Source organism: Pisciglobus halotolerans (genome assembly GCF_900113675.1).
In the GTDB taxonomy this organism is placed as follows: Bacteria; Bacillota; Bacilli; order Lactobacillales; family Carnobacteriaceae; genus Pisciglobus; species Pisciglobus halotolerans.
The window spans coordinates 1-19,667 of record NZ_FOQE01000019.1 but is presented as its reverse complement, the minus strand read 5'-3'; the positions used below and the strand labels follow the sequence as shown (position 1 = coordinate 19,667).

Below are 19,667 nucleotides of genomic sequence, written 5' to 3'. Positions count from 1 at the left end.
AGAAACGATTTCTTGTGGTGTAAAGGAATAGTTTGAGAGGTGAAACCATGAACGAAAAAATACTTCAAATGATGGATTATCAAAAAATACTGCATGAAGTTAAATCCTTTGCAGCTTCTATCCTAGGAAAAGAAAAAGTTATGTCATTAAAACCATCTTCTTCTGTTGAAGAAGTACAAAGATGGCAAGATGAAACAGATGATGGTGTAAAAGTTATCCGTTTGCGCGGTAGTATGCCAATACCGCAACTGGAAAATGTACAACCGCATTTAAAAAGATTAGCAATTGGAGCTGTTTTAAACGGAGCAGAGATTGCACAGATCGGAAAAATTTTACGCACATCAACAGAAGTGCGGAGATTTTTTGAACAATTGGAAGAAACGGGTATTGAATTTGCACGGTTATACCAGCTCATTCACCAACTGGCACAGACCCCATCTCTGAATCAACGCATCAGAGAAACGATAGATGAAGAGGGCAATGTACTAGATGATGCCAGTCCAGCTTTAAGAGGAATCCGTACCGGAATCAAAAAAGGTGAATCAGCTGTTCGAGAAAAATTAGAATCGATCATTCGTGGCAAAAGCGCACGCTATTTGAGTGATCCAATCATTACGATTCGTAATGACCGCTATGTTGTCCCTGTTAAGCAAGAGTATCGCGGACATTTTGGCGGGGTTGTTCATGATCAAAGTTCAAGTGGACAAACTTTGTTTATTGAACCGAGAAGTGTAGTAGAACAAAATAATCGTTTGCGTCAGCTGCAAATCGAAGAACGACATGAAATTGACCGCATCTTGGCAGAATTATCTAATGACATTGCGCCGTTTAGTAACGAAATCGCCCATAACATGCAATTATTAGGTACACTAGACTTTATTGGAGCAAAAGCTGCCTATGCCAAAAGCATACAAGCTGTTCGTCCAGAAATCAGCGAAGCAAATGATGTGAAATTGTACCAAGCACGTCATCCGTTATTAGATCCAGCAACAGTCGTTTCAAATGATATTTTTATTGGTGGAGAACACCAAGCTGTCATTATTACAGGACCGAATACTGGTGGTAAAACAGTGATTTTAAAAACGTTAGGGTTGTTGCAGTTAATGGGACAATCTGGTTTGCAGCTTCCTGTTGTTGAAGAAAGCCAGATCGGTGTCTTCAAGGAAATATTTGCAGATATTGGGGACGAACAATCGATTGAGCAAAGCTTGAGTACATTCTCATCTCATATGACCAATATCGTTTCCATTTTAGATAAAATGGATGACAAGAGCTTGATCGTCTTGGACGAGTTGGGTGCTGGAACAGATCCTCAAGAAGGAGCAGCTTTAGCGATTTCTATATTAGATCAAATCGGCATAGCCGGCAGTTCAGTACTTGTGACGTCTCATTACCCTGAGTTGAAAGTTTATGGTTATGAGCGGCCTGGAACGATCAATGCCAGCATGGAATTTGATGTGGATACCTTAAGTCCGACTTACCGTTTGCAGATTGGTGTGCCTGGACGAAGCAATGCTTTTGAAATTTCAAAACGTCTAGGGATCGCTCCTGAAATTATTGAGCGTGCGCGTCAGTTGATCAGCGGAGAAACACAAAACTTGAATGAAATGATCGCTGACTTAGAAAATAGTCGTAAGATGACTGAAATGGAATATCAGGAAGTTCGCGAAGATGTTCGTGAAGCACAAGACTTGTTGGCTGATTTAAAAACGGCGGTTCAGCAATTTTGGTCAGAAAGAGAAGAGTTAATAAAATCGGCTGAACAAAAAGCCAATCAAATTGTTGAATCATCTCAAGAAAAAGCGGAGCAAATCATTACTGATTTGCGTCGGATGCAGCTTCAAGCAACGACCAGTGACACAGTAAAAGAACATCAACTGATCCAAGCACGGTCTGATTTAGCTAAGCTTCATCATCAAGAAGAAGAAGCATTAGCTAAGAATAAAGTATTGAGGAAAGAAAAAGAAAAAAATGTTTTTAAAAAAGGCATGGATGTTAAAGTGGAATCATTTGGCCAAAAAGGGGTACTGGTTGAAAAGGCGGATAAACACGCGTGGATCGTACAAATGGGCATGTTGAAAATGAAATTGCCTGAAAGTGATCTGACCCCAACTGAACCTGAAAAAGAACCCAAACGAAAAGTAACCACGGTTCATTCTGCTTCTCAAAGTCATGTTCGGCCGCAGCTGGATTTGAGAGGAGAACGCTATGAAAATGCACTTGCAGAATTGGATCATTATCTTGATGCTGCATTATTGGCTAATTATCCTCAAGTCACGATCGTCCACGGAAAAGGCACTGGAGCTTTACGAAAAGGCGTAACAGAAGCACTTAAAAAACATCGCTCAGTCAAATCCTTCCACTATGCACCTGCAAATCAAGGTGGGAATGGCGCAACGATCGTAGAGTTTAAAAACTAAGCAAAAGAATGGCAAATCATCAAAATATTTGCTATAATGAAAATAGAGTAGCTTACTAATAATAAGTTAAGAAGGAGTAAGCAGATATTTAAAGGAGGAAATAGAAATGGTAAAAGCTATCACAGACGCAAACTTTGAAGAAGAAACAAAAGATGGATTATCTGTAACGGACTTTTGGGCTACTTGGTGTGGACCTTGTCGTATGCAATCTCCTGTTTTGGAAGAGCTAGATGACGAAATCGGTGATGAAGTAAAATTTGTCAAAATGGACGTAGATGAAAACCAAGAAACACCGGCTGCTTTTGGCATCATGAGCATTCCGACTTTATTGGTCAAAAAAGATGGAGAAGTCAAAGAAAAATTGATTGGCTACCATTCTAAAGAGCAAGTAGAAGAAGTATTAGCTAAATATAAATAAGCAGCATAAACAAATCGTCATACCCTTTTTCATAAATCCCCCTTTATGAAAAAGGGTATTTTTTTAGCCAAATCTTGTTCACATTTTTTCTATAAAAGTGTGACATTAAGACAAATTAACTTTTTTTCTCTTCATAGTTTGCTATAATATGGTCAATAAAATAAGTCATAGCTTATTTTAAGGTGGTATTTCATGCCAAAGTAAAGCAGTAGTTTTAGTTAGAGAACGGCAGTCATGCAGATGTATAGGATATAGACATTGTAAGAAACAACACATAACTATAATTTCATTTTCTGGAGAGAAAAAAGATGAGTCAATTAATGAAAAATTTAAAAGAAACCTATGCATATGTTATTGAAGGCAATGAGATGAAAAAAACATTTTCAGTGTGTCGCAATGACATTATTGAAAATGCAGATGGTGAAATTGATTGTCCCTTAGATGCGGTGTTGAGCAAACACCATTTGACGTTTGGAGATCTAAATGGTCTTTCTCCCACGCGTGCTTTGTTTGTCAAGTATGAAGGGGAACAAGAGACCGTTTTGAATGAAATCAGTTTAAACATTAATTTATAGTGCAACAAAAAAGCCGAGGCGAAAATGCCTCGGTTTTTTTGTTGGTTTAGCAATAAATAGATTATTTTCTTTTTCCAAAGATACGTAAAATACTGAGAAATAGATTGATAAAATCTAAATACAATTCTAAGGCCAGGCCAATGCTTAGGCGACTTAAAAGGGGACTTCCTGCGAATTCTTGATACAAATAACGACATTTTTGTGTATCGTAAGCTGTCAAACCCACAAAAATCACTACAGTAATAATAGATAAAACCAAATCGCCGACAGAACTGTGTAAGAAAAAAATATTGACAAGCGAGGCAATGATCAGACCGAGCAGCATGCTGAGCAAGATGCCGCCTAACTTAGAAAGATCTTTCTTTGTGGTAAACCCAATCACGCTTAAAACTGCAAAAAGTCCTACCGTACTGATAAAGGCATTAAATACGCTGGTGTCCGTATAAGAGAAAACAACGAGTGAAAGTGTGATACCATTCACCATTGCGTATAATAAATATTTGACGACGTAATTAGCCTTACTTTTGATATTTTCTGGGTTAAAGCGGAAAGTAAAAACAAGCACCAATTCTAAAATAATGAATCCGTATATTACCATGCCGTTTGTTGCAACGATCAAGTCCCAAAAAGCAACAGACACAGGATTATAAGAATACATCAAGAAAAATACGGTTAGTGCACTGATCAATAACCCGCCGGCTACCCAAGCATAAATACCAGACATAAAACGGGAAAAAGATTGTTGAGATTGAACTTCTTGTGCACCATTTGAATATCTGTTCATTTTATTCCTCCTGATAAAAAAAGTATTAAAGTCTGATTACATTCTAGCGGATTTAGAGTAGGCGGTCAATAAACAGTGAAGGATAAGAATAAGACAGAGAAAATGGTTCGGTTATATTTCCAGTCTATGCTAGAATAAAAGTATACATAAAAAAGGATAGATTGGGGGAGAAAGGGATGTTGGAAGCAAGACATTTAACAAAAAAATTTGGAACATTGACAGCTGTTAATGACGTCAGTTTTAAAATAAATGATGGTGAAATATTGGGTATGATTGGTCAAAATGGTGCTGGCAAAACCACTACGTTTCGTCTGTTGTTGAAATTTTTAGAACCGGATTCAGGGGAAGTGCTTTGGAACGGGAAGCCGCTGACAAAAAAAGACTATGATGCTGTTGGTTACTTGCCGGAAGAAAGAGGGCTCTATCCTAAAGTGACGATCGAGGATCAATTGATTTATTTTGCTCGTTTACGAGGAAAAACGAAGAAAGAAGTTAAACCGCTGATCGATGAATGGATGGAAAAGTTTCAAGTAAAAGGAAAGAAAAGTGACAAAGTTAAATCACTATCGAAAGGGAACCAACAAAAGGTCCAATTGATCGCGACTTTGTTACACGAACCCAAATTGGTGATATTAGATGAACCTTTTAGCGGACTTGATCCGGTGAATGCGGGATTGCTCGAAGAAGGGATAAAGGAATTAAAAGAAAAAGGGGCATGTGTGATCTTCTCAAGTCATAACATGAATAACGTTGAGGAAATTTGTGATCGCCTCGTTATGGCAAAAGATGGGGCAATGGTTTTAAACGGAACGATCCATCAAATCAGAGAGCAATTCGGCCGTAAAAAGCTCTTTTTAGAAACACCTAAGACGGTAGAGGAATTAGCGCTGATGCCAGGTGTGCAGTCCGTTCACTTGACGAGAGATGGGGTAAAAGTCTTAGCACTACAAGATGCGGCTTATGGAAAAGAGATCTTTGAACAAGTGACCAAGGATGGATACATTTCAACTTTTAGTCAGCAACCGCCTACTTTGGAAGAAATTTTCAAAATGAAAGCAGGTGAACAACATGAATAAATTTTGGATTATTGTTGGGCAAGTTTATAAAAAGAACGTCAAGTCGATGGGATTCCTTTCCATGGTGTTATCGCCTATTATTATTTTGCTGGTTGTTGCTGTCATCATTTATTTTGTTGCCCAATCAGAATCTGAAATTCCTAAAATTGCTGTTTTTTCTGACGAGCCGCAAGTTGTTGAGGCTTTAACATCACAACCGCATGAAGAAATGACGATAACGACTGCATATCAAACGCCGCAAGAAGCAAAAGCGGATCTGGAAGCAGAAAAACTCGATGGTTATCTGCAATTGACTGAAGAAAATGGGCTGTATACAGGAGAATATGTTTACACTCCACAAAGTGCTGATGTAGATATCGAGCAATTGACCAACTTGCTCAGCAAGATTCAGCTTGAGCAGCAAACAGAGGAGTTGAATTTGTCTCAAGAAGCGGTAGAGACCTTACTAACCCCAGCGCAGTTGAAAAAAACGCGTATTGAATTCAGAGGCGGCGGTGGGATCACCACGACGGACAACGTAGAAGATGCAATAAAAATGGGAAGTGCATATGCAGTTGGAATCGCGGTATTTGTTTTTATCATGACCTATTCTAGTATTATTGCAGAAGAGATTGCATCTGAAAAAGGAACAAGAATCATGGAAGTCATTTTGTCCAGTGTATCTTCAACCGTTCATTTTTTTGGAAAGTTAACAGGTATCTTCCTGATTTGTTTGACGCAGATCGGGATTTACGCCGTCATAGGATTGATTGCTTTTCAATTTCCTTTTGTTAAAGAGTTGCTTGCCGGGGTGGACGTAATAGCTCTGCTTAAAGGTCTAGCAGGAACTTCTTTGGTTTACTTCCTATTTGGAGTGATTCTTTATGCTGTTATTGCCGCTTTTCTAGGTTCATTAGTGACAAAGATCGAAGATGTTTCTAAGGCAGTTTCACCAATCGTCTTTATTGCATTAGGCGGTTTCTATGCTGGGCTATTTGCTTTTTACAGTCCGAATCATCTTGTCGTTAAAGTCGCTTCTTATATCCCCTTGTTCACTCCATTTGTGATGCCTTTTAGAATCGCTAGTGATACTGTTTCGACTGCAGGCATTATGGTCTCTGTTTTAGTCCTGTTATTGTTTACGCTTATCACCACAGGCGTTTCCGCTGTCCTTTATCGATCGAACGTATTGATTTATTCTGACTCGGGAATGTTCAAAACGATGAAAACGTCATTGAAAGGGCTGAAAAAGACCTAAATAGTCACCTAAAGTTTGCGCGAGCAAAAAAATAAAGAGGAACCGTTAAATCGATTCCTCTTTATTTTGTTTGCAAAAAGAGACTTTATTTCTGCTAATATCAGCACCAAGACTCAATGGTTGTAGTTATGTTCCGCTTCTTCATCTCATTTAATTCGCTAACTATTATACATGGTTTCTTCCAAGAAGCTTATTCTTTTTTTATCATTACAGAAAAAAGAATAAGGGAGACACTGACCGAAAGAATAAGGCAAATTTCCTTGAATTTTTGTTGAAAAAAAGGGAAAATAGAACTGTTCATTAATCATAGACTAAATAAAGGTTGTTAAAGAGATGGAAAAACAAGCAATAGGTTTTATCGATTCAGGAGTAGGTGGATTGACAGTCGTCAAAGAGGCGATGCGCCAATTGCCGAATGAATCGTTTTATTATGTAGGAGATACTGCAAGATGTCCATATGGTCCCAGACCAGCTGAACAAGTTTTACAATTTACATGGGAAATGACCAATTTTTTGCTGCATAAAGACATAAAAATGCTTGTGATTGCGTGCAATACAGCTACTGCTGTAGCATTAGAAGATATTAGAAAAAAATTACGTATCCCTGTCGTCGGTGTGATTCTGCCCGGCAGCCGTGCAGCTATTAAAGCTACACAAAATAATCAAGTGGGGATCATTGGAACAGAAGGAACCATTAAAAGCCGTATGTATGAAAAAATGATGCATGAAAAAGATCGAGAAGTACAAGTAACGCCATTAGCTTGTCCTAAGTTTGTTTCATTAGTGGAAAGTAACGAATATCAAAGTGCTATCGCAAAAAAAGTAGTAGCTGAGACGCTGACGCCACTAAAAAACAACCATATGGATACATTGATCATGGGGTGCACACATTATCCTCTGCTCAGACCAATTATTCAAAACGTAATGGGAGATCATGTCAAATTGATCGATTCCGGTGCAGAAACAGTCAGTGAAGTCAGCACTTTATTAGATTACTTCCACTTAGCTGAATCTAGCGAGTCAAAAACAAAGGCAGAGCGTAAATTTTACACAACTGGTTCTAAACAAATGTTTCATGGTATTGCTTCTGAATGGTTGAATATGGATCACCTAGAAGTAGAACAGATTCGATTAGGAACGGGATTATGAGAAGAGGCTATAACAAAGGGAGGAAAATAACTTGCGTAGAAACAATAGAAAAAACGATGAATTAAGAAAAATCACGATTGAGCCGAATTATTTGATCCATCCTGAAGGGTCAGCACTGATTTCATTTGGGAATACGCGGGTCATTTGTACGGCCACGATTGAAGCGCAAGTTCCTCGGTTCGTTAAAGGTACAGGAAAGGGCTGGGTACATGCGGAATATAGTATGCTGCCGCGTGCGACCCATACGCGCAAAGTAAGGGAAGCGGCAAAAGGAAAGGTCAGCGGTCGAACAATGGAGATTCAACGCTTGATCGCTCGGTCCTTGCGTTCAGTCGTAGACTTAGAAAAACTTGGTGAACGAGCGATCACAGTAGATTGTGACGTGATCCAAGCAGATGGAGGAACGCGAACAGCTAGTATTACAGGTGCATTTGTTGCTTTGCGTCTAGCAGTGGATAAACTGCTGCAAGGAGGAATGCTGACAGAAAATCCCATCAGAGAAAATGTAGCTGCTGTCAGTGTAGGTATATTAGAGGATGGAGAAGCTGTTTTAGATTTAGATTATATTGAAGACAGTGCTGCAGCAGTTGATATGAATATCGTCATGACTTCTGATGGACAGTTTTCTGAAATACAAGGAACAGGTGAAGAAGCAACTTTTTCACCTGAGCAGTTGAATGTACTGCTTGCATTAGGAAAAAAAGGAATCGATGAGCTGATGGATGTACAACATGCAGCGATTGTTGAAGGAACGATATTAGAGCAAGAACAATCGGTTATCAATGATACACATCCCACAAATGAAATCTTGATCGCAACACGCAATGCAGGTAAAGCGAAAGAATTTGAGGCGATGTTTGCTAAAAAAGGGGTCACCGTCAAGACTTTACTTGATTATCCTGAGATTCCTGATGTGGAAGAAACAGGTACAACATTTGAGGAAAATGCACTGTTAAAGGCTGAAACCATTGCTCGTACGTTTCAGTTAATGGTTTTAGCAGACGATTCAGGATTAAAAGTCGACGCATTGGACGGAAATCCCGGTGTTTATTCAGCTCGTTATGCTGGAAAAATGAAGAGTGATGCGGCCAACAATGCCAAGTTATTACATGAGTTAACAGATATTCCGCCAGAAAAACGAACGGCACAATTTCATTGTACATTAGCCTTGGCTTATCCAGGTAAGAAAAGCTTAACTGTGAGTGGAGAGATTCCTGGAAGAATTTTATCGATTCCAAAAGGCGAAAATGGTTTTGGCTATGATCCGTTGTTTTATATAGAAACTAAAGGAAAAACGTTAGCTGAAATGACAAAAGAAGAGAAAAACACAATGAGTCATCGTGCTAAAGCATTAGAGAAACTGGAAACTGCATGGGATGAATGGATCAACCATTAATCTTCCATGTGATCGGTAAGGAGTGGGAAAAGTGAAAGTATTAGTTGTCAGCGATAGTCACGGAGACCGTGACATATTAACTGCTTTGATCAAAGAGTACCAAGATAAAGTCGATGGTCTATTTCATTGTGGCGATTCTGAACTTGAAGCCACAGATACAGTCTGGGATGTATTTAAAACTGTGCAAGGCAACATGGACTTTGATCCTGATTTGCCGCTTAGCCAAACAGTGGATATAGGAAATGAACGTATTTTTATGATTCACGGGCACCAACATCAAGTTAAAATGACTATGGAGCCTTTACTGACAGCTGCTTCTGAAGCAGGCGCCAGCTTTGCCTTCTTTGGACATTCTCATGAACTTGGGACAGAAATGCAAGAGGGGATTGTGTTGCTTAATCCAGGAAGTATCTTGTTACCGCGTGGCAAATATCCAATTCCAACGTATGTGATCGTTGAAACGGAAGGTAAAGAAGTCAATATCACTTACTACAATCGCCGTTTTGATCCTGTTCCTGGATTGCAAGCACATTTTACGCGTTCATAAAGAACCTTAAGTAAGTTTCTAACGTTTTTCTAAAATTTCTTCATTACCATTTTAATCATTTGCGACTTAAAGTAGAATAAAGTAAGATGGTTATCGTGCGTGGCATCAAGGAGGAAAGTAGAGATGATTGGAAATAAAATTAAAGCAATGCTTGAGGATAACGGGGACTTTTTGATTCCGGCAGATCGGGTTGCTAATGTGCAAGTAGACAATAACTTAGATCATGCATTGCTCGTATTGACCAATATTGGTTATACGATTATTCCGGTTTTAGATCATCATGGTAATATTAAAGGATTGATTTCGATGCCGGTGATCATGAAAGCTATTACGGGTTTGAAGGATATCCATTTTGATCAATTAAGCGACTTGTCTGTTTCTGAAGTGATGAAAACAGACTTTGCTCAAGTAGAAGAAGATTATGAACTGGAAGATGTCTTACATCTGCTCGTAGACAACCCTTTTGTATGTGTCACAGATGACAGTGGAAGCTTTAAAGGGATCATTACGAGAAAAGTTGTTTTAGCAGCCACTAATCGCTTGGCTCATGAATTTGAAAATCTGTATGAAGTTCATGAAAAGGCAGAACAACTTAATTAAACAATGGAATCTGCATATTAAGCAGCTGTATTCCATTGTTAAGGTAAATCGTTGTTTAGCCAGTTTGAAACAGCATTTTTATGATGACAGGTATGAGTCTATCAGCGAAAAATGAATGAGCTAATCCTTTTCATTCAGAAGTAAGCTTTGATAAACAAGTGAATATAGAACAACTTAAAAAAGAGCTAATTTGTAGAAATAGACAAATTTGGCTCTTTTTTAGATTTTACAATATTTAACGTTGGTCAGTAAAAAATGATGTCTTTTACATAACTCAACCTGTTAAAATCCCATTTATAGAAATCTCAGGAGGCGTATAGGGCTACTACTAGTTATGAAAAAAGATGCGATGTGAATGATCATCGCGTTAGGTTTTAGCCATTTATATTAAGTTTGAAACTTGCAAGCCTTGAACTGCGATTTTTGGCTCAAGGCGTTTTCATGGTTTTCCGTCAGTAGCTCCATCGGTCAGGGGAAATTTCTTTACCAACATTAAAAGATGAAGAACCTTCTTTTAAAAGGATAGATTAAGGCTGGGTGATATTGAATTGGTGGATCGGTATCTTAATACCAGCCTTTGTCAGTTCATTCAAATATTCTTGGAAAAAGGCATATTGTACGGCATATTGTTGACCATTTAATGTATACATGATAATACGAATGCCTGTTTGTCCACTCCCTAGATCAATAAGACCACTATTTGTTGGTTCTTCAGTAATTTGAGGATATTCTGGAACCATTCGCGCATTGACAGACTGTATGACCTGATTGACAACTTCCATATCTGAGTTTGGGTATAAACGAATCTCGATCATGACTCTCATATCTTCGCGAGATTTATTGCTGACAATCGTAATATAGCGATTGGGAATAAAATTTAAAGTCCCATCAAAACTTTTAACTTGCGTTGTTTTTAAGTTAACGTCCACTACAGTTCCAGAGACTTCATCCAATTCGACTACATCCCCGATATCGATCTGCTTTTCTAGCAAAATAAAAAAGCCGTTCACAATATCACTGACAAAACCTTGTGCGCCCAGAGACAAAGCTAACCCGATCACACCAGCACCAGCTAACAAGGATCCGACTGGAACACCTAGGATCGAAAGAATAGCATAAACCACCAAGAAACCTAGAATACCTTGAAAGAGATTTTGCGTAAGGTAATTCAATGTATTCAGACGATTAGGAGAAATCGACTTTTTCGCACGATATTTTTTAAATGTACGCTCAATAAATAAGTTTCCCAACTTACGAACAATAAAAAATAAAGCCAAAAAGAAGATAATCTGAATTGCTGCTGAAATCGTCATTTTAATGATTTGATTCCAATTGATCGTGTGCCAAAACTTGGCAAAAAGACTTGTTTGTTCTTCTACGCCTTGTACAACACTATTTGTAATAGAACTGTCCATAGTAGAACTATCCATAAAAAACACCTCTTTAAACAATTTAACTCATCTTTTCAAGTGTAACAAAATAATGAAAAAAATAAATAGAAAAAGGCTGATTTAAAATTTTTTTAACGTATTGAGCTGAAACAGAAAAAAACGTTAAGGAAGTTATAGAGAAAAGTTTGCGAAAAAATGATAAAAAAATAAAGGACAAACGATTTCATATTGTTTGATGTTCATTTTTTTTAATGGTATTCTAGAAATGAGCAAAACAAAGAAAGCATTTAGAGTAGCGTGAAACCCTATTCTAAAAATAAAAAAATCAATGGAAGTGAGGAATTGTTATGACAGGTGGAGAAATTGCAGCATTAATTGCCGCGATCGCTTTTGCAGTGCTGGTTGTCTTTCTGGTGATCGTGCTGATGAAAGTTTCTAAAACGGTTGGGGAAGTTTCTAAAACCATTAAGGAAGCCAATTCAAGTTTACGCGTCATCACTAAAGATGCAGATAATTTGCTGATCGAAGTGGAAGGATTGTTAAATAAATCCAATACAACATTAGATGATGTTAACGGAAAATTGGGCAAGACAGATCCTTTATTCCAAGCAATAGGAGATCTTGGAGATACAGTTTCTAGTTTGAATGCTTCTACGCGTAATCTAACGGATCGTGTTGCGACAGTGACAAAAAGATCGGCACAAACTGGCGTGGTCACAAAAGTAGGGAAGACTGCTTTGAATATGAATCGCAAACGTAAAGATAGATAACAAAAAGTGCTTATGTTAAATCTGGGTTGAATAAAGAAACAAAATAATAGAAAGGAAGATTTTTAATGAACAAAAAAAATAGCGGATTTCTGTTAGGTGCAGTTATTGGAGCTGCTGCAGCAAGTGTAACAGCATTACTATTTGCTCCTAAATCAGGAAAAGAATTACGTAAAGACTTAAACCAAGAAGTTGAACGAGCAAAAGGCTCTGTACAAGATTATTCTAATGTCGCTCGTGACAAAGGTTCTGATTTAAAAGAAACAGCTAAAGATGCAAAAGACGATGTAGTAGACAGCTTGAAAGAAACAGCCAATAATATGAAGTCACAATTGTCTTCTACAACTGACGATGTAAAAGATGCAGCCGGCAAAGTTTATGAAGGCGAAAAAGATATGGCTAAAGATATGAAAGATGAAGCTGCATCAAAAATGAAAGATGACAAATCTTCTTCTAAATCTGACTTCAATACAGATAAAATGAAAAAAGAAGCCGAAGAAAAAACAATGGATTTTGATTACGACTTAAAAAAAGCAGGGGAAGAGCCAAAATATAGCACAGAAAATACAAGCTCTGAACAAACAACTGAAAATGCAGATAAAGATACAGACAAGAAAACAACGAATACAAATGTTGGTATCTAAGGAGCGAAAACGAAAAAAGAAGCTGATGTGATTCAGCTTCTTTTTTTATCTTCTTGATCAGTCAATAACTGTAAAAGTTTTTGGTGTATGGGTAAAGACTTCACAGCCATCTGATGTCACATACAAACAGTCTTCGATGCGTACACCGGCAACTCCTGGTACATAAATACCAGGTTCGATCGAAAAGCACATGCCTTCTTGGATCAGCATATCATTTCCCTCCATGATAGAAGGAAACTCATGGACAGAGCTGCCTAATCCATGCCCTAAGCGATGATTGAAATATTCCCCATAACCAGCTTCAGTGATGATATCACGAGCAATTTTGTCTAAAGTACTGGCTTTGACGCCCGGTTTGACTGCAGCAAGGGCTTCTTCATGAGCTTTTAACACGATTTCATAGATGTGTGCAGCTTCTTCAGAGGCCATACCATAACTGACCGTACGGGTAACATCGCTTGTATATCCTTTCCAAACAACACCTAAGTCAAATAAAACCAAATCGCCTTTTTGAATTTTTCTTTCTCCTGGAACACCGTGCGGGCTAGCTGCATTGTCACCAGTCAAGACCATCGTTTCAAAACTCATTTCGCGGATACCCATCTTTTTCAATTGATACTCGATCTCAGCAACAATTTCTTGTTCTGATTTTCCTGCCTCAAGGGACTGAAAACCGATTTCCAAAGCTTTGTCAGCCCATTCGCCGGCTTCAACCATTTTCTTGATTTCGTCTTCCGTTTTAATCAGCTGCATTTGTTGAATAATAGAAGAAGCGTCTTGAACCTCAACGGAAGGGTAAAGATTTTTTAGTGCTTCAAATCGATCAAGTGTAAGAAAGTTTTTTTCAACTGCCATCTTTTTAAAATCGGAAACGCGCTCATTAATATGAGAGGCGATCACAGCCCAAGGATTTTCATTGTCTAAGTATCCAAAAACATCTTGATCCCATTCACTGTTTTTAGCATCTTCTATTTCTAATGCTGGTGTGAATAAAAAAGGTGCTTCATGAGGGAAAACCAGCAGAGCTAGAATGCGTTCATGTGGATCACTCTGGTAACCTGTTAAGTAAGCAACAGTGGCCGGATCATTTAAAAAAGCTCCATCAATATTTTGCTCTATCAACCACGTTTTAAATTGTTGTAATTGTTTTTTCATCAGGACATTCCTTCTTTCCTACTTTTTTTACTCCTTTATTGTACCACTTCACTGACTAGAAACCTATGTAGAAGGAGAAAAAAAGGAAGCGCTTTTTGAAAAAATATGTGAAAATTTCATGAAAACTTAAATAAAACGCTTGCATTTATCCTTTGATTTTGATAGATTGTTACTATCAAGAATAAGATAAAGAATAAAAAAAGAGGAGCACGAATAAATGGAAAAACAAACAATTACGATCTATGACGTGGCTAGAGAAGCGAATGTTTCAATGGCTACCGTTTCCCGTGTAGTAAATGGCAACCCGAATGTAAAACCAACCACAAGAAAAAAAGTTTTGGAAGTGATTGATCGCTTAGATTACCGTCCCAATGCAGTAGCACGTGGATTGGCCAGCAAAAAAACAACAACAGTCGGTGTGATCATTCCTGATGTAACGAATCTATATTTTTCTTCTTTGGCTCGTGGGATAGATGATATTGCAAGTATGTATAAATACAACATTATTTTAGCAAATTCTGACCAAAATGATCCAAAAGAAGTTCAAGTATTGAATACACTTCTTGCTAAACAAGTAGATGGTATTATCTATATGGGACACAAAATCACGGATGAATTGAGAGCAGAATTTTCACGCTCGAAGACGCCTGTCGTTTTGGCTGGAACAGTTGATCCAGATGAACAGGTCGGTAGTGTGAATATCGATTATGAAAGTGCAACTGAACAAAGTGTGACAAACTTAATTGCTGCTGGAAATGAAAGAGTTGCTTTTGTTTCAGGAAGCCGAATGGAACCGATCAATGGCATTTACCGTTTGAATGGTTACAAAGCTGCTCTTGAAAAAGCACATATTCCATTTGATGAGAGTCTAGTATTTGAAGCTGACTACAGCTTTATTTCTGGAGAAGCCATTTACGAAAAAGTAGAAGAAGCTGGAGCGACAGCTGCTTTTGTCGGAGATGATGAATTAGCTGTTGGTCTAATGAACGGTGCATTGGATCGAGGCGTTCAAGTACCAGAAGAATTTGAGATTTTTACAGCCAATAATTCTAAGTTAACTGAAATGGTTCGTCCTAAACTCAGCACGATCACACAACCTTTATATGATATTGGAGCAGTTGCGATGCGTTTGTTGACCAAGTTGATGAACAAAGAAGAAACAGATGAAAAAACAATCGTCTTGCCATATAACATTGCCAATAGAGGAACAACTAAGGGCGAATAAATCAGTTTTTAGAATGAAAAAATAATGATTCAATGAAATGAAAAAAAGGAGTTGGGAAATATCCCAGCTCCTTTTTTTGCCTATTTTTTTGTTTTAACGTTTATTTTTCCAGAAAAGATTTTGTTCATCAGCTGGTCCATGGATCAAGAAATTGTATTTTGTTACCCCCGGCAGATGATGACTAGAAAAGATGTCTTGTTTAGTGTCTCCGTTGATCGTGATCTTTGTGCCATCCGGCAACCACGTTCCGGCAGAAGTATCAGGCGCACCTGGCTGAGATTTTTTCCGCTGCTCAGCATATTTTTGTGCTGCAGCAACTGATCCACTTGGTACAGTTACTTCTCCTGGTTTCATACCAGTTTCAGTCAAGACGGTCTCTGTTTTGATTCCTTCAGGTTGTTTGAAAGTCAGATCTGTGCCTAAAACAGTAGGGTTGGTTTCATAGATTGCGTTCATCAAACGAGCCCAATATCTTCTGTTGCGGATACTTGCACTTGTACCGCCTTCTGTATCGATACTCATATTATCATCATAGCCTGTCCAAGAAGAGAGGGTAATATTCGGTGTACTGCCGATAAACCAAATATCTCGCTGACTTGAGGTCGTACCTGTTTTACCATAGATATCAGCATTAAAGTTTAGCCAATCTTTTGTCCCTTTACCCGTTCCAGAATTCATTGCATCACGCATCATATCCAGTGTTAAGTAAGCAGTTTCTGGAGAAAAGACTTTGGTTTGTTTGGTTTCGTGCTGATAAATAACTTCGCCTTTGCCATTTTCGATTTTTTCAATCAAGTAAGGATCAGTATGAACACCGCCATTAGCAAAAGTCGTGAATGCGCTCGTTTGTTCTAGTATCGTTGGACCATTGCTCGTACCACCTAGAGCAAGAGAAGCATTTTGATAATCACTCTCTGGTATGGAGTCTGTGCCGATTCCCATTAGAGGCAGATATTTTGTTGGATCGCCTGACTCTTGAGCTGCTAAAAAGATACGTGTCGTAGGAATATTCATAGATTTAGATAAAGCTGTTCTAGCGTCTACATTTGTTCCAGAAACCCGCTTGCCAACGTTTGTGATTTCTTTATATTCATTACCATTTTTGACAAACAATCGTGTATCTGGAATGATTGAAGCTGGTGTAAGAATGCCTTCTTCAATCGCTGGAGCGTAAACAACTAACGGCTTGATGGTGGATCCCGGTTGACGATGAGCCGTAAAAGCATGATTATACATATTCGATTCGTAGTCTCTACCGCCGACAAAAGCGATAATGGCACCAGTAGTGTTATCTAGCAGCTGTACGCCTGTTTCGGCTGGTCGTTTCATGGCTACTTTTTCCCCTGTTTCAGGATCTTCTTCATATCTCACTTTTGTTCGTCCATTTTTATCTTTATAAGTAACGGTTTTGTCTCTGCCTAACGTATAGCCATAGTTAGCCGCAACTTGTTGGAAAGCATCGTAAATCGGTTTATCAATGGTTGAGTACACCTGATAACCGTTTAATCGCATATCATCATCAGCCATTTCATAATACTTATCATATAGATCTTTGTTCTTACTGATGTCTTCTGCTGTTTTTCCATCTGCTGTATAAAGTTGTTCCATGACGATTTCTCTTGCTTGTTTTTCAACTTCATCATACAAGTAAGATTTGTTTTTTGCGTCTGTATCTTCACGTGAAAGAAAATCTTGAGTCAGATCATAGGCTTTAGCTTCTTTATACTCATCCTCAGAGATATATCCCTCTCGATACATTCTGAATAAAACTTCATTTTTACGAGATAAACCTGCAGTAACATCTTCTTTTATTTGTCCAGAATTGGTATAAGGGCTATAAACGATTGGATTTTGCGGAAGACCAGCGATAAAGGCAGCTTGCGGAAGCGAAAGTTCACTTGCTTCAACGCCAAAGATTCCTGTAGCTGCTTCATGAACACCGGCAATGTTGTTTCCATGGTTATTTCTTCCAAATGGAGAGATGTTTAAATAAGATTGTAAAATCTCGTCTTTTGAAAAATAATTTTCAAGCCGGTAAGCGATCAAGATTTCATTTACCTTTCGCTCAAAGGTTACTTCAGAAGATAAAATTTGCTGTTTGACCAATTGTTGGGTCAACGTTGAACCGCCAGAAGTCACACTAGAGCCCATAACTTGCTGAACAAGCGCACGCATGATCGCTTTTGGTACCACACCTTTATGTTCACGGAAGTATTCGTCCTCTGTGGCAATGATTCCATTGACGATGTAATCCGACATTTGATCGAGCGGAATGGATGTCCGCTTTAAATCAGATCTAAAGTCGCTGATCATTTCACCGCTTGCATAATACATGCTAGAGGTTTGCGACACATCTCCGATAGCCGTTTTCATCTCTTCATATGAAGGAGGCTCTTGACCTGAAACAAGTGATGCAAATAATCCTGCGCCTGTTCCAGCAGCAAAAGCGCCGCCGATGATCAAGAATATCGCGATGATCAGAATAAGGTTTCGAATCACATTATAAGTCACGTTGAATCCAAATATAAATGAGTGCCAGAGAGAAGAGGAGAACTTCCCTTTTTCTTCTTGTACGTTCGCTTCTTCTTGGTTATTTGGCTCCTTGTCTATCTTCTCTTCTTCAGCTAGAACTAGAGATTCTTCCGTAGACTCAGGTTCAGGTTTCGTTGATGAAGAACTGTTTCTGCGCTGTTTCCATTGCATGACGTTATCTTGCAACCGATGAAAGAGATGTCTTGTACTTTCATCTACTTTACTAAAGAAACGATGAAGGAAAGGAACTACGGATTGTTTCCAATGCAGCTTGAGAAAATTCCAATCTCTTTTTAGAAGATGACCACTTTCTCGAAAAAAAGAATGAACAGTGTTAGAAACATTTTTTAAGAAGGCTAAGCCTTTATTTTTTTGTGGATCTTTCAAATTCAGTTCACCCCATTTGATTATTATGTAGCTCCGCTTATTATATCAAATATCAAAAGGAAATAAAATTCATTAAAAAAATAGTTGTTGCTGAAAAACGAAAAAAGCAAGGAGACGGAAAAACCGTTTCCTTGCTTAAATCAACATCAAAAGCATGCTTTATCCATTATTCAACTGTTTCAGGCAATTTTTCACCGATGGCTGTCAAACGTTCAGCAACTTCTTCACGGCTGAGGTGATGTTCTTTGACATAGCGGTTTTCTGGAGAAATGCGACACTCATGAGAGCAGCTGCGCATATATTTGTATTCATTTTCTTCAGATGTTAAGAACTGGCGATTGCAGGTTGGATCAGCACAATTAACATAACGCTCACAAGGAGTACCATCAAACCAATCTTTTCCAATCACAACATGTTCTTTGCGATTGATCGGTACACTGATGCGTTCGTCAAAAACATACATTTTACCGTCCCATAAATCGCCTTGGACTTCAGGGTCAGTACCATAACGGTGGATACCGCCATGTAGTTGGCCTACATCTTCAAAACCTTCTTTTAGCAACCAGCCTGAGAATTTTTCACAGCGTATACCACCTGTACAATAAGTAACCACTTTTTTATCCATGAATTTTTCTTTGTTGTCTTTGATCCATTGTGGCAAATCACGGAAGTTGCGAATATCAGGACGAACAGCGCCTCTAAAGTGGCCTAAATCATATTCATAATCGTTACGTGCATCGATCACGATCGTATCTTCATCTAAAATTGCTTCGCGGAACTCATTAGGCTCCAGATACTTACCTGTTACTTTGTTTGGATCGACGTCATCTTCAAGGTTAAGAGAAACGATTTCCGGACGGTAGCGAACAAACATTTTTTTAAAAGCATGGCCGTCAGCTTCGTCGATCTTAAACATCATATCTGCAAAGCGAGGGTCTTCATGCATAGCGTCCATATACTGTTGCGTTTCTGCTATTGTTCCTGAAAGAGTACCATTTAGTCCTTCTTCAGAAACTAAAATTCTGCCTTTCAAATTTAGACTTTTACAGAATGCCAAATGCTCATCTCTAAAAGCTTCTGGGTTTTCAATTGCGACATATTTATAATAAAGTAATACTCGATAGTCTTTAGACATTTCTAAATCCTCCTACATACGAACTTAAAAATAAGTGATGCATTCACCTATTTACTATAGTGATACTAACAGTAAATTATAACGAAAGATGGAAATGAACGCAAGTAAAGTCAAGAAAAATGACAATAAAAATTTCTAGAAACCACAAACATTTGTTACACGAATAGAACCCTGTTTAATTTTGTTCCAGCTAACGTATGGTTAAAACGTGCTACGATTTGACAATGAG

17 protein-coding genes are annotated in these 19,667 nt (G+C 38.3%); 12 read left to right on the top strand and 5 right to left on the bottom strand.

What is annotated here, in order from left to right; translation table 11 throughout:
- Positions 1-47 precede the first annotated feature (47 nt).
- The 3 genes from BM057_RS07265 (at position 48) to BM057_RS07255 (ending at position 3,413) form a co-directional block, all read left to right on the top strand.
- Positions 48-2,420: an endonuclease MutS2 gene (locus BM057_RS07265; RefSeq protein ID WP_092092542.1), complete on the top strand. Its 2,373-nt coding sequence runs from the start codon at positions 48-50 to the stop codon at positions 2,418-2,420.
- A 106-nt stretch (positions 2,421-2,526) separates the two neighbouring features.
- On the top strand, positions 2,527-2,838 hold the full coding sequence (trxA, locus tag BM057_RS07260) for a thioredoxin (RefSeq protein WP_047390361.1): 312 nt from the start codon (positions 2,527-2,529) through the stop codon (positions 2,836-2,838).
- Between the two features lie 308 nt (positions 2,839-3,146).
- The gene (locus BM057_RS07255) at positions 3,147-3,413 is read left to right on the top strand and encodes a hypothetical protein (protein ID WP_047390364.1); all 267 of its coding nucleotides are present in this window, start codon (positions 3,147-3,149) and stop codon (positions 3,411-3,413) included.
- A gap of 61 nt (positions 3,414-3,474) precedes the next feature.
- On the opposite strand, the gene BM057_RS07250 is transcribed toward BM057_RS07255, so the two are convergent.
- The gene (locus BM057_RS07250) at positions 3,475-4,197 is read right to left on the bottom strand and encodes a Bax inhibitor-1/YccA family protein (RefSeq protein WP_092092540.1); all 723 of its coding nucleotides are present in this window, start codon (positions 4,195-4,197) and stop codon (positions 3,475-3,477) included.
- A gap of 176 nt (positions 4,198-4,373) precedes the next feature.
- Here BM057_RS07250 and BM057_RS07245 point away from each other — a divergent pair, with 176 nt between their 5' ends.
- From BM057_RS07245 to cbpB, 6 genes are all read left to right on the top strand, one after another.
- A complete protein-coding gene (locus BM057_RS07245; protein ID WP_092092538.1) occupies positions 4,374-5,273 on the top strand; it encodes an ABC transporter ATP-binding protein in 900 nt (299 codons plus the stop codon).
- Complete coding sequence (locus BM057_RS07240) at positions 5,266-6,510, top strand: ABC transporter permease (RefSeq protein ID WP_092092536.1); 1,245 nt, start codon at positions 5,266-5,268, stop codon at positions 6,508-6,510. Before BM057_RS07245 ends, BM057_RS07240 begins: the two co-directional genes overlap by 8 nt.
- 333 nt (positions 6,511-6,843) lie before the next feature.
- Positions 6,844-7,659 (top strand): glutamate racemase, encoded by an 816-nt coding sequence (gene racE, locus BM057_RS07235; protein ID WP_047390372.1) that lies wholly within the window; start codon positions 6,844-6,846, stop codon positions 7,657-7,659.
- A gap of 31 nt (positions 7,660-7,690) precedes the next feature.
- On the top strand, positions 7,691-9,055 hold the full coding sequence (rph, locus tag BM057_RS07230) for a ribonuclease PH (RefSeq protein ID WP_092092534.1): 1,365 nt from the start codon (positions 7,691-7,693) through the stop codon (positions 9,053-9,055).
- A gap of 31 nt (positions 9,056-9,086) precedes the next feature.
- Positions 9,087-9,602, top strand: coding sequence for a metallophosphoesterase (locus BM057_RS07225; RefSeq protein WP_047390375.1), 516 nt, complete (start codon positions 9,087-9,089; stop codon positions 9,600-9,602).
- 123 nt (positions 9,603-9,725) lie between these two features.
- Positions 9,726-10,202 carry a cyclic-di-AMP-binding protein CbpB gene (gene cbpB, locus BM057_RS07220; RefSeq protein WP_092092532.1) on the top strand — a complete coding sequence of 159 codons (477 nt, stop codon included), beginning with the start codon at positions 9,726-9,728 and terminating at the stop codon, positions 10,200-10,202.
- A gap of 527 nt (positions 10,203-10,729) precedes the next feature.
- On the opposite strand, the gene BM057_RS07215 is transcribed toward cbpB, so the two are convergent.
- Positions 10,730-11,632: a mechanosensitive ion channel family protein gene (locus BM057_RS07215; RefSeq protein ID WP_092092530.1), complete on the bottom strand. Its 903-nt coding sequence runs from the start codon at positions 11,630-11,632 to the stop codon at positions 10,730-10,732.
- Between the two features lie 308 nt (positions 11,633-11,940).
- On the opposite strand from BM057_RS07215, the gene BM057_RS07210 reads away from it, so the two are divergent.
- Complete coding sequence (locus BM057_RS07210) at positions 11,941-12,363, top strand: DUF948 domain-containing protein (RefSeq protein ID WP_092092528.1); 423 nt, start codon at positions 11,941-11,943, stop codon at positions 12,361-12,363.
- 65 nt (positions 12,364-12,428) lie between these two features.
- Positions 12,429-13,004, top strand: coding sequence for a YtxH domain-containing protein (locus BM057_RS07205; protein ID WP_047390380.1), 576 nt, complete (start codon positions 12,429-12,431; stop codon positions 13,002-13,004).
- Between the two features lie 57 nt (positions 13,005-13,061).
- Here BM057_RS07205 and BM057_RS07200 read toward each other — a convergent pair whose 3' ends face one another.
- Entirely contained in the window at positions 13,062-14,159 is a 1,098-nt protein-coding gene (locus tag BM057_RS07200) for a M24 family metallopeptidase (RefSeq protein WP_092092526.1), read from the bottom strand.
- A gap of 217 nt (positions 14,160-14,376) precedes the next feature.
- Between BM057_RS07200 and ccpA the strand changes: the two genes are divergently transcribed.
- A complete protein-coding gene (ccpA, locus tag BM057_RS07195) occupies positions 14,377-15,384 on the top strand; it encodes a catabolite control protein A (protein ID WP_092092524.1) in 1,008 nt (335 codons plus the stop codon).
- 93 nt (positions 15,385-15,477) lie between these two features.
- On the opposite strand, the gene BM057_RS07190 is transcribed toward ccpA, so the two are convergent.
- Both BM057_RS07190 and trhO read right to left on the bottom strand, forming a co-directional pair.
- Complete coding sequence (locus BM057_RS07190) at positions 15,478-18,303, bottom strand: transglycosylase domain-containing protein (RefSeq protein WP_092092522.1); 2,826 nt, start codon at positions 18,301-18,303, stop codon at positions 15,478-15,480.
- A gap of 166 nt (positions 18,304-18,469) precedes the next feature.
- A complete protein-coding gene (gene trhO / locus BM057_RS07185; protein WP_092092520.1) occupies positions 18,470-19,438 on the bottom strand; it encodes an oxygen-dependent tRNA uridine(34) hydroxylase TrhO in 969 nt (322 codons plus the stop codon).
- Positions 19,439-19,667: the final 229 nt, after the last annotated feature.

Bases quoted from the DNA above. Each gene is read 5' to 3' on its own strand.
- BM057_RS07265 (WP_092092542.1), top strand. From the start codon at position 48: ATGAACGAAAAAATACTTCAAATGATGGATTATCAAAAAATACTGCAT.
- racE (WP_047390372.1), top strand. From the start codon at position 6,844: ATGGAAAAACAAGCAATAGGTTTTATCGATTCAGGAGTAGGTGGATTG.
- BM057_RS07250 (WP_092092540.1), bottom strand. From the start codon at position 4,197: ATGAACAGATATTCAAATGGTGCACAAGAAGTTCAATCTCAACAATCT.
- BM057_RS07205 (WP_047390380.1), top strand. From the start codon at position 12,429: ATGAACAAAAAAAATAGCGGATTTCTGTTAGGTGCAGTTATTGGAGCT.
- BM057_RS07245 (WP_092092538.1), top strand. From the start codon at position 4,374: ATGTTGGAAGCAAGACATTTAACAAAAAAATTTGGAACATTGACAGCT.
- BM057_RS07200 (WP_092092526.1), bottom strand. From the start codon at position 14,159: ATGAAAAAACAATTACAACAATTTAAAACGTGGTTGATAGAGCAAAAT.
- BM057_RS07255 (WP_047390364.1), top strand. From the start codon at position 3,147: ATGAGTCAATTAATGAAAAATTTAAAAGAAACCTATGCATATGTTATT.
- ccpA (WP_092092524.1), top strand. From the start codon at position 14,377: ATGGAAAAACAAACAATTACGATCTATGACGTGGCTAGAGAAGCGAAT.
- trhO (WP_092092520.1), bottom strand. From the start codon at position 19,438: ATGTCTAAAGACTATCGAGTATTACTTTATTATAAATATGTCGCAATT.
- BM057_RS07240 (WP_092092536.1), top strand. From the start codon at position 5,266: ATGAATAAATTTTGGATTATTGTTGGGCAAGTTTATAAAAAGAACGTC.
- BM057_RS07215 (WP_092092530.1), bottom strand. From the start codon at position 11,632: ATGGATAGTTCTACTATGGACAGTTCTATTACAAATAGTGTTGTACAA.
- cbpB (WP_092092532.1), top strand. From the start codon at position 9,726: ATGATTGGAAATAAAATTAAAGCAATGCTTGAGGATAACGGGGACTTT.
- trxA (WP_047390361.1), top strand. From the start codon at position 2,527: ATGGTAAAAGCTATCACAGACGCAAACTTTGAAGAAGAAACAAAAGAT.
- BM057_RS07210 (WP_092092528.1), top strand. From the start codon at position 11,941: ATGACAGGTGGAGAAATTGCAGCATTAATTGCCGCGATCGCTTTTGCA.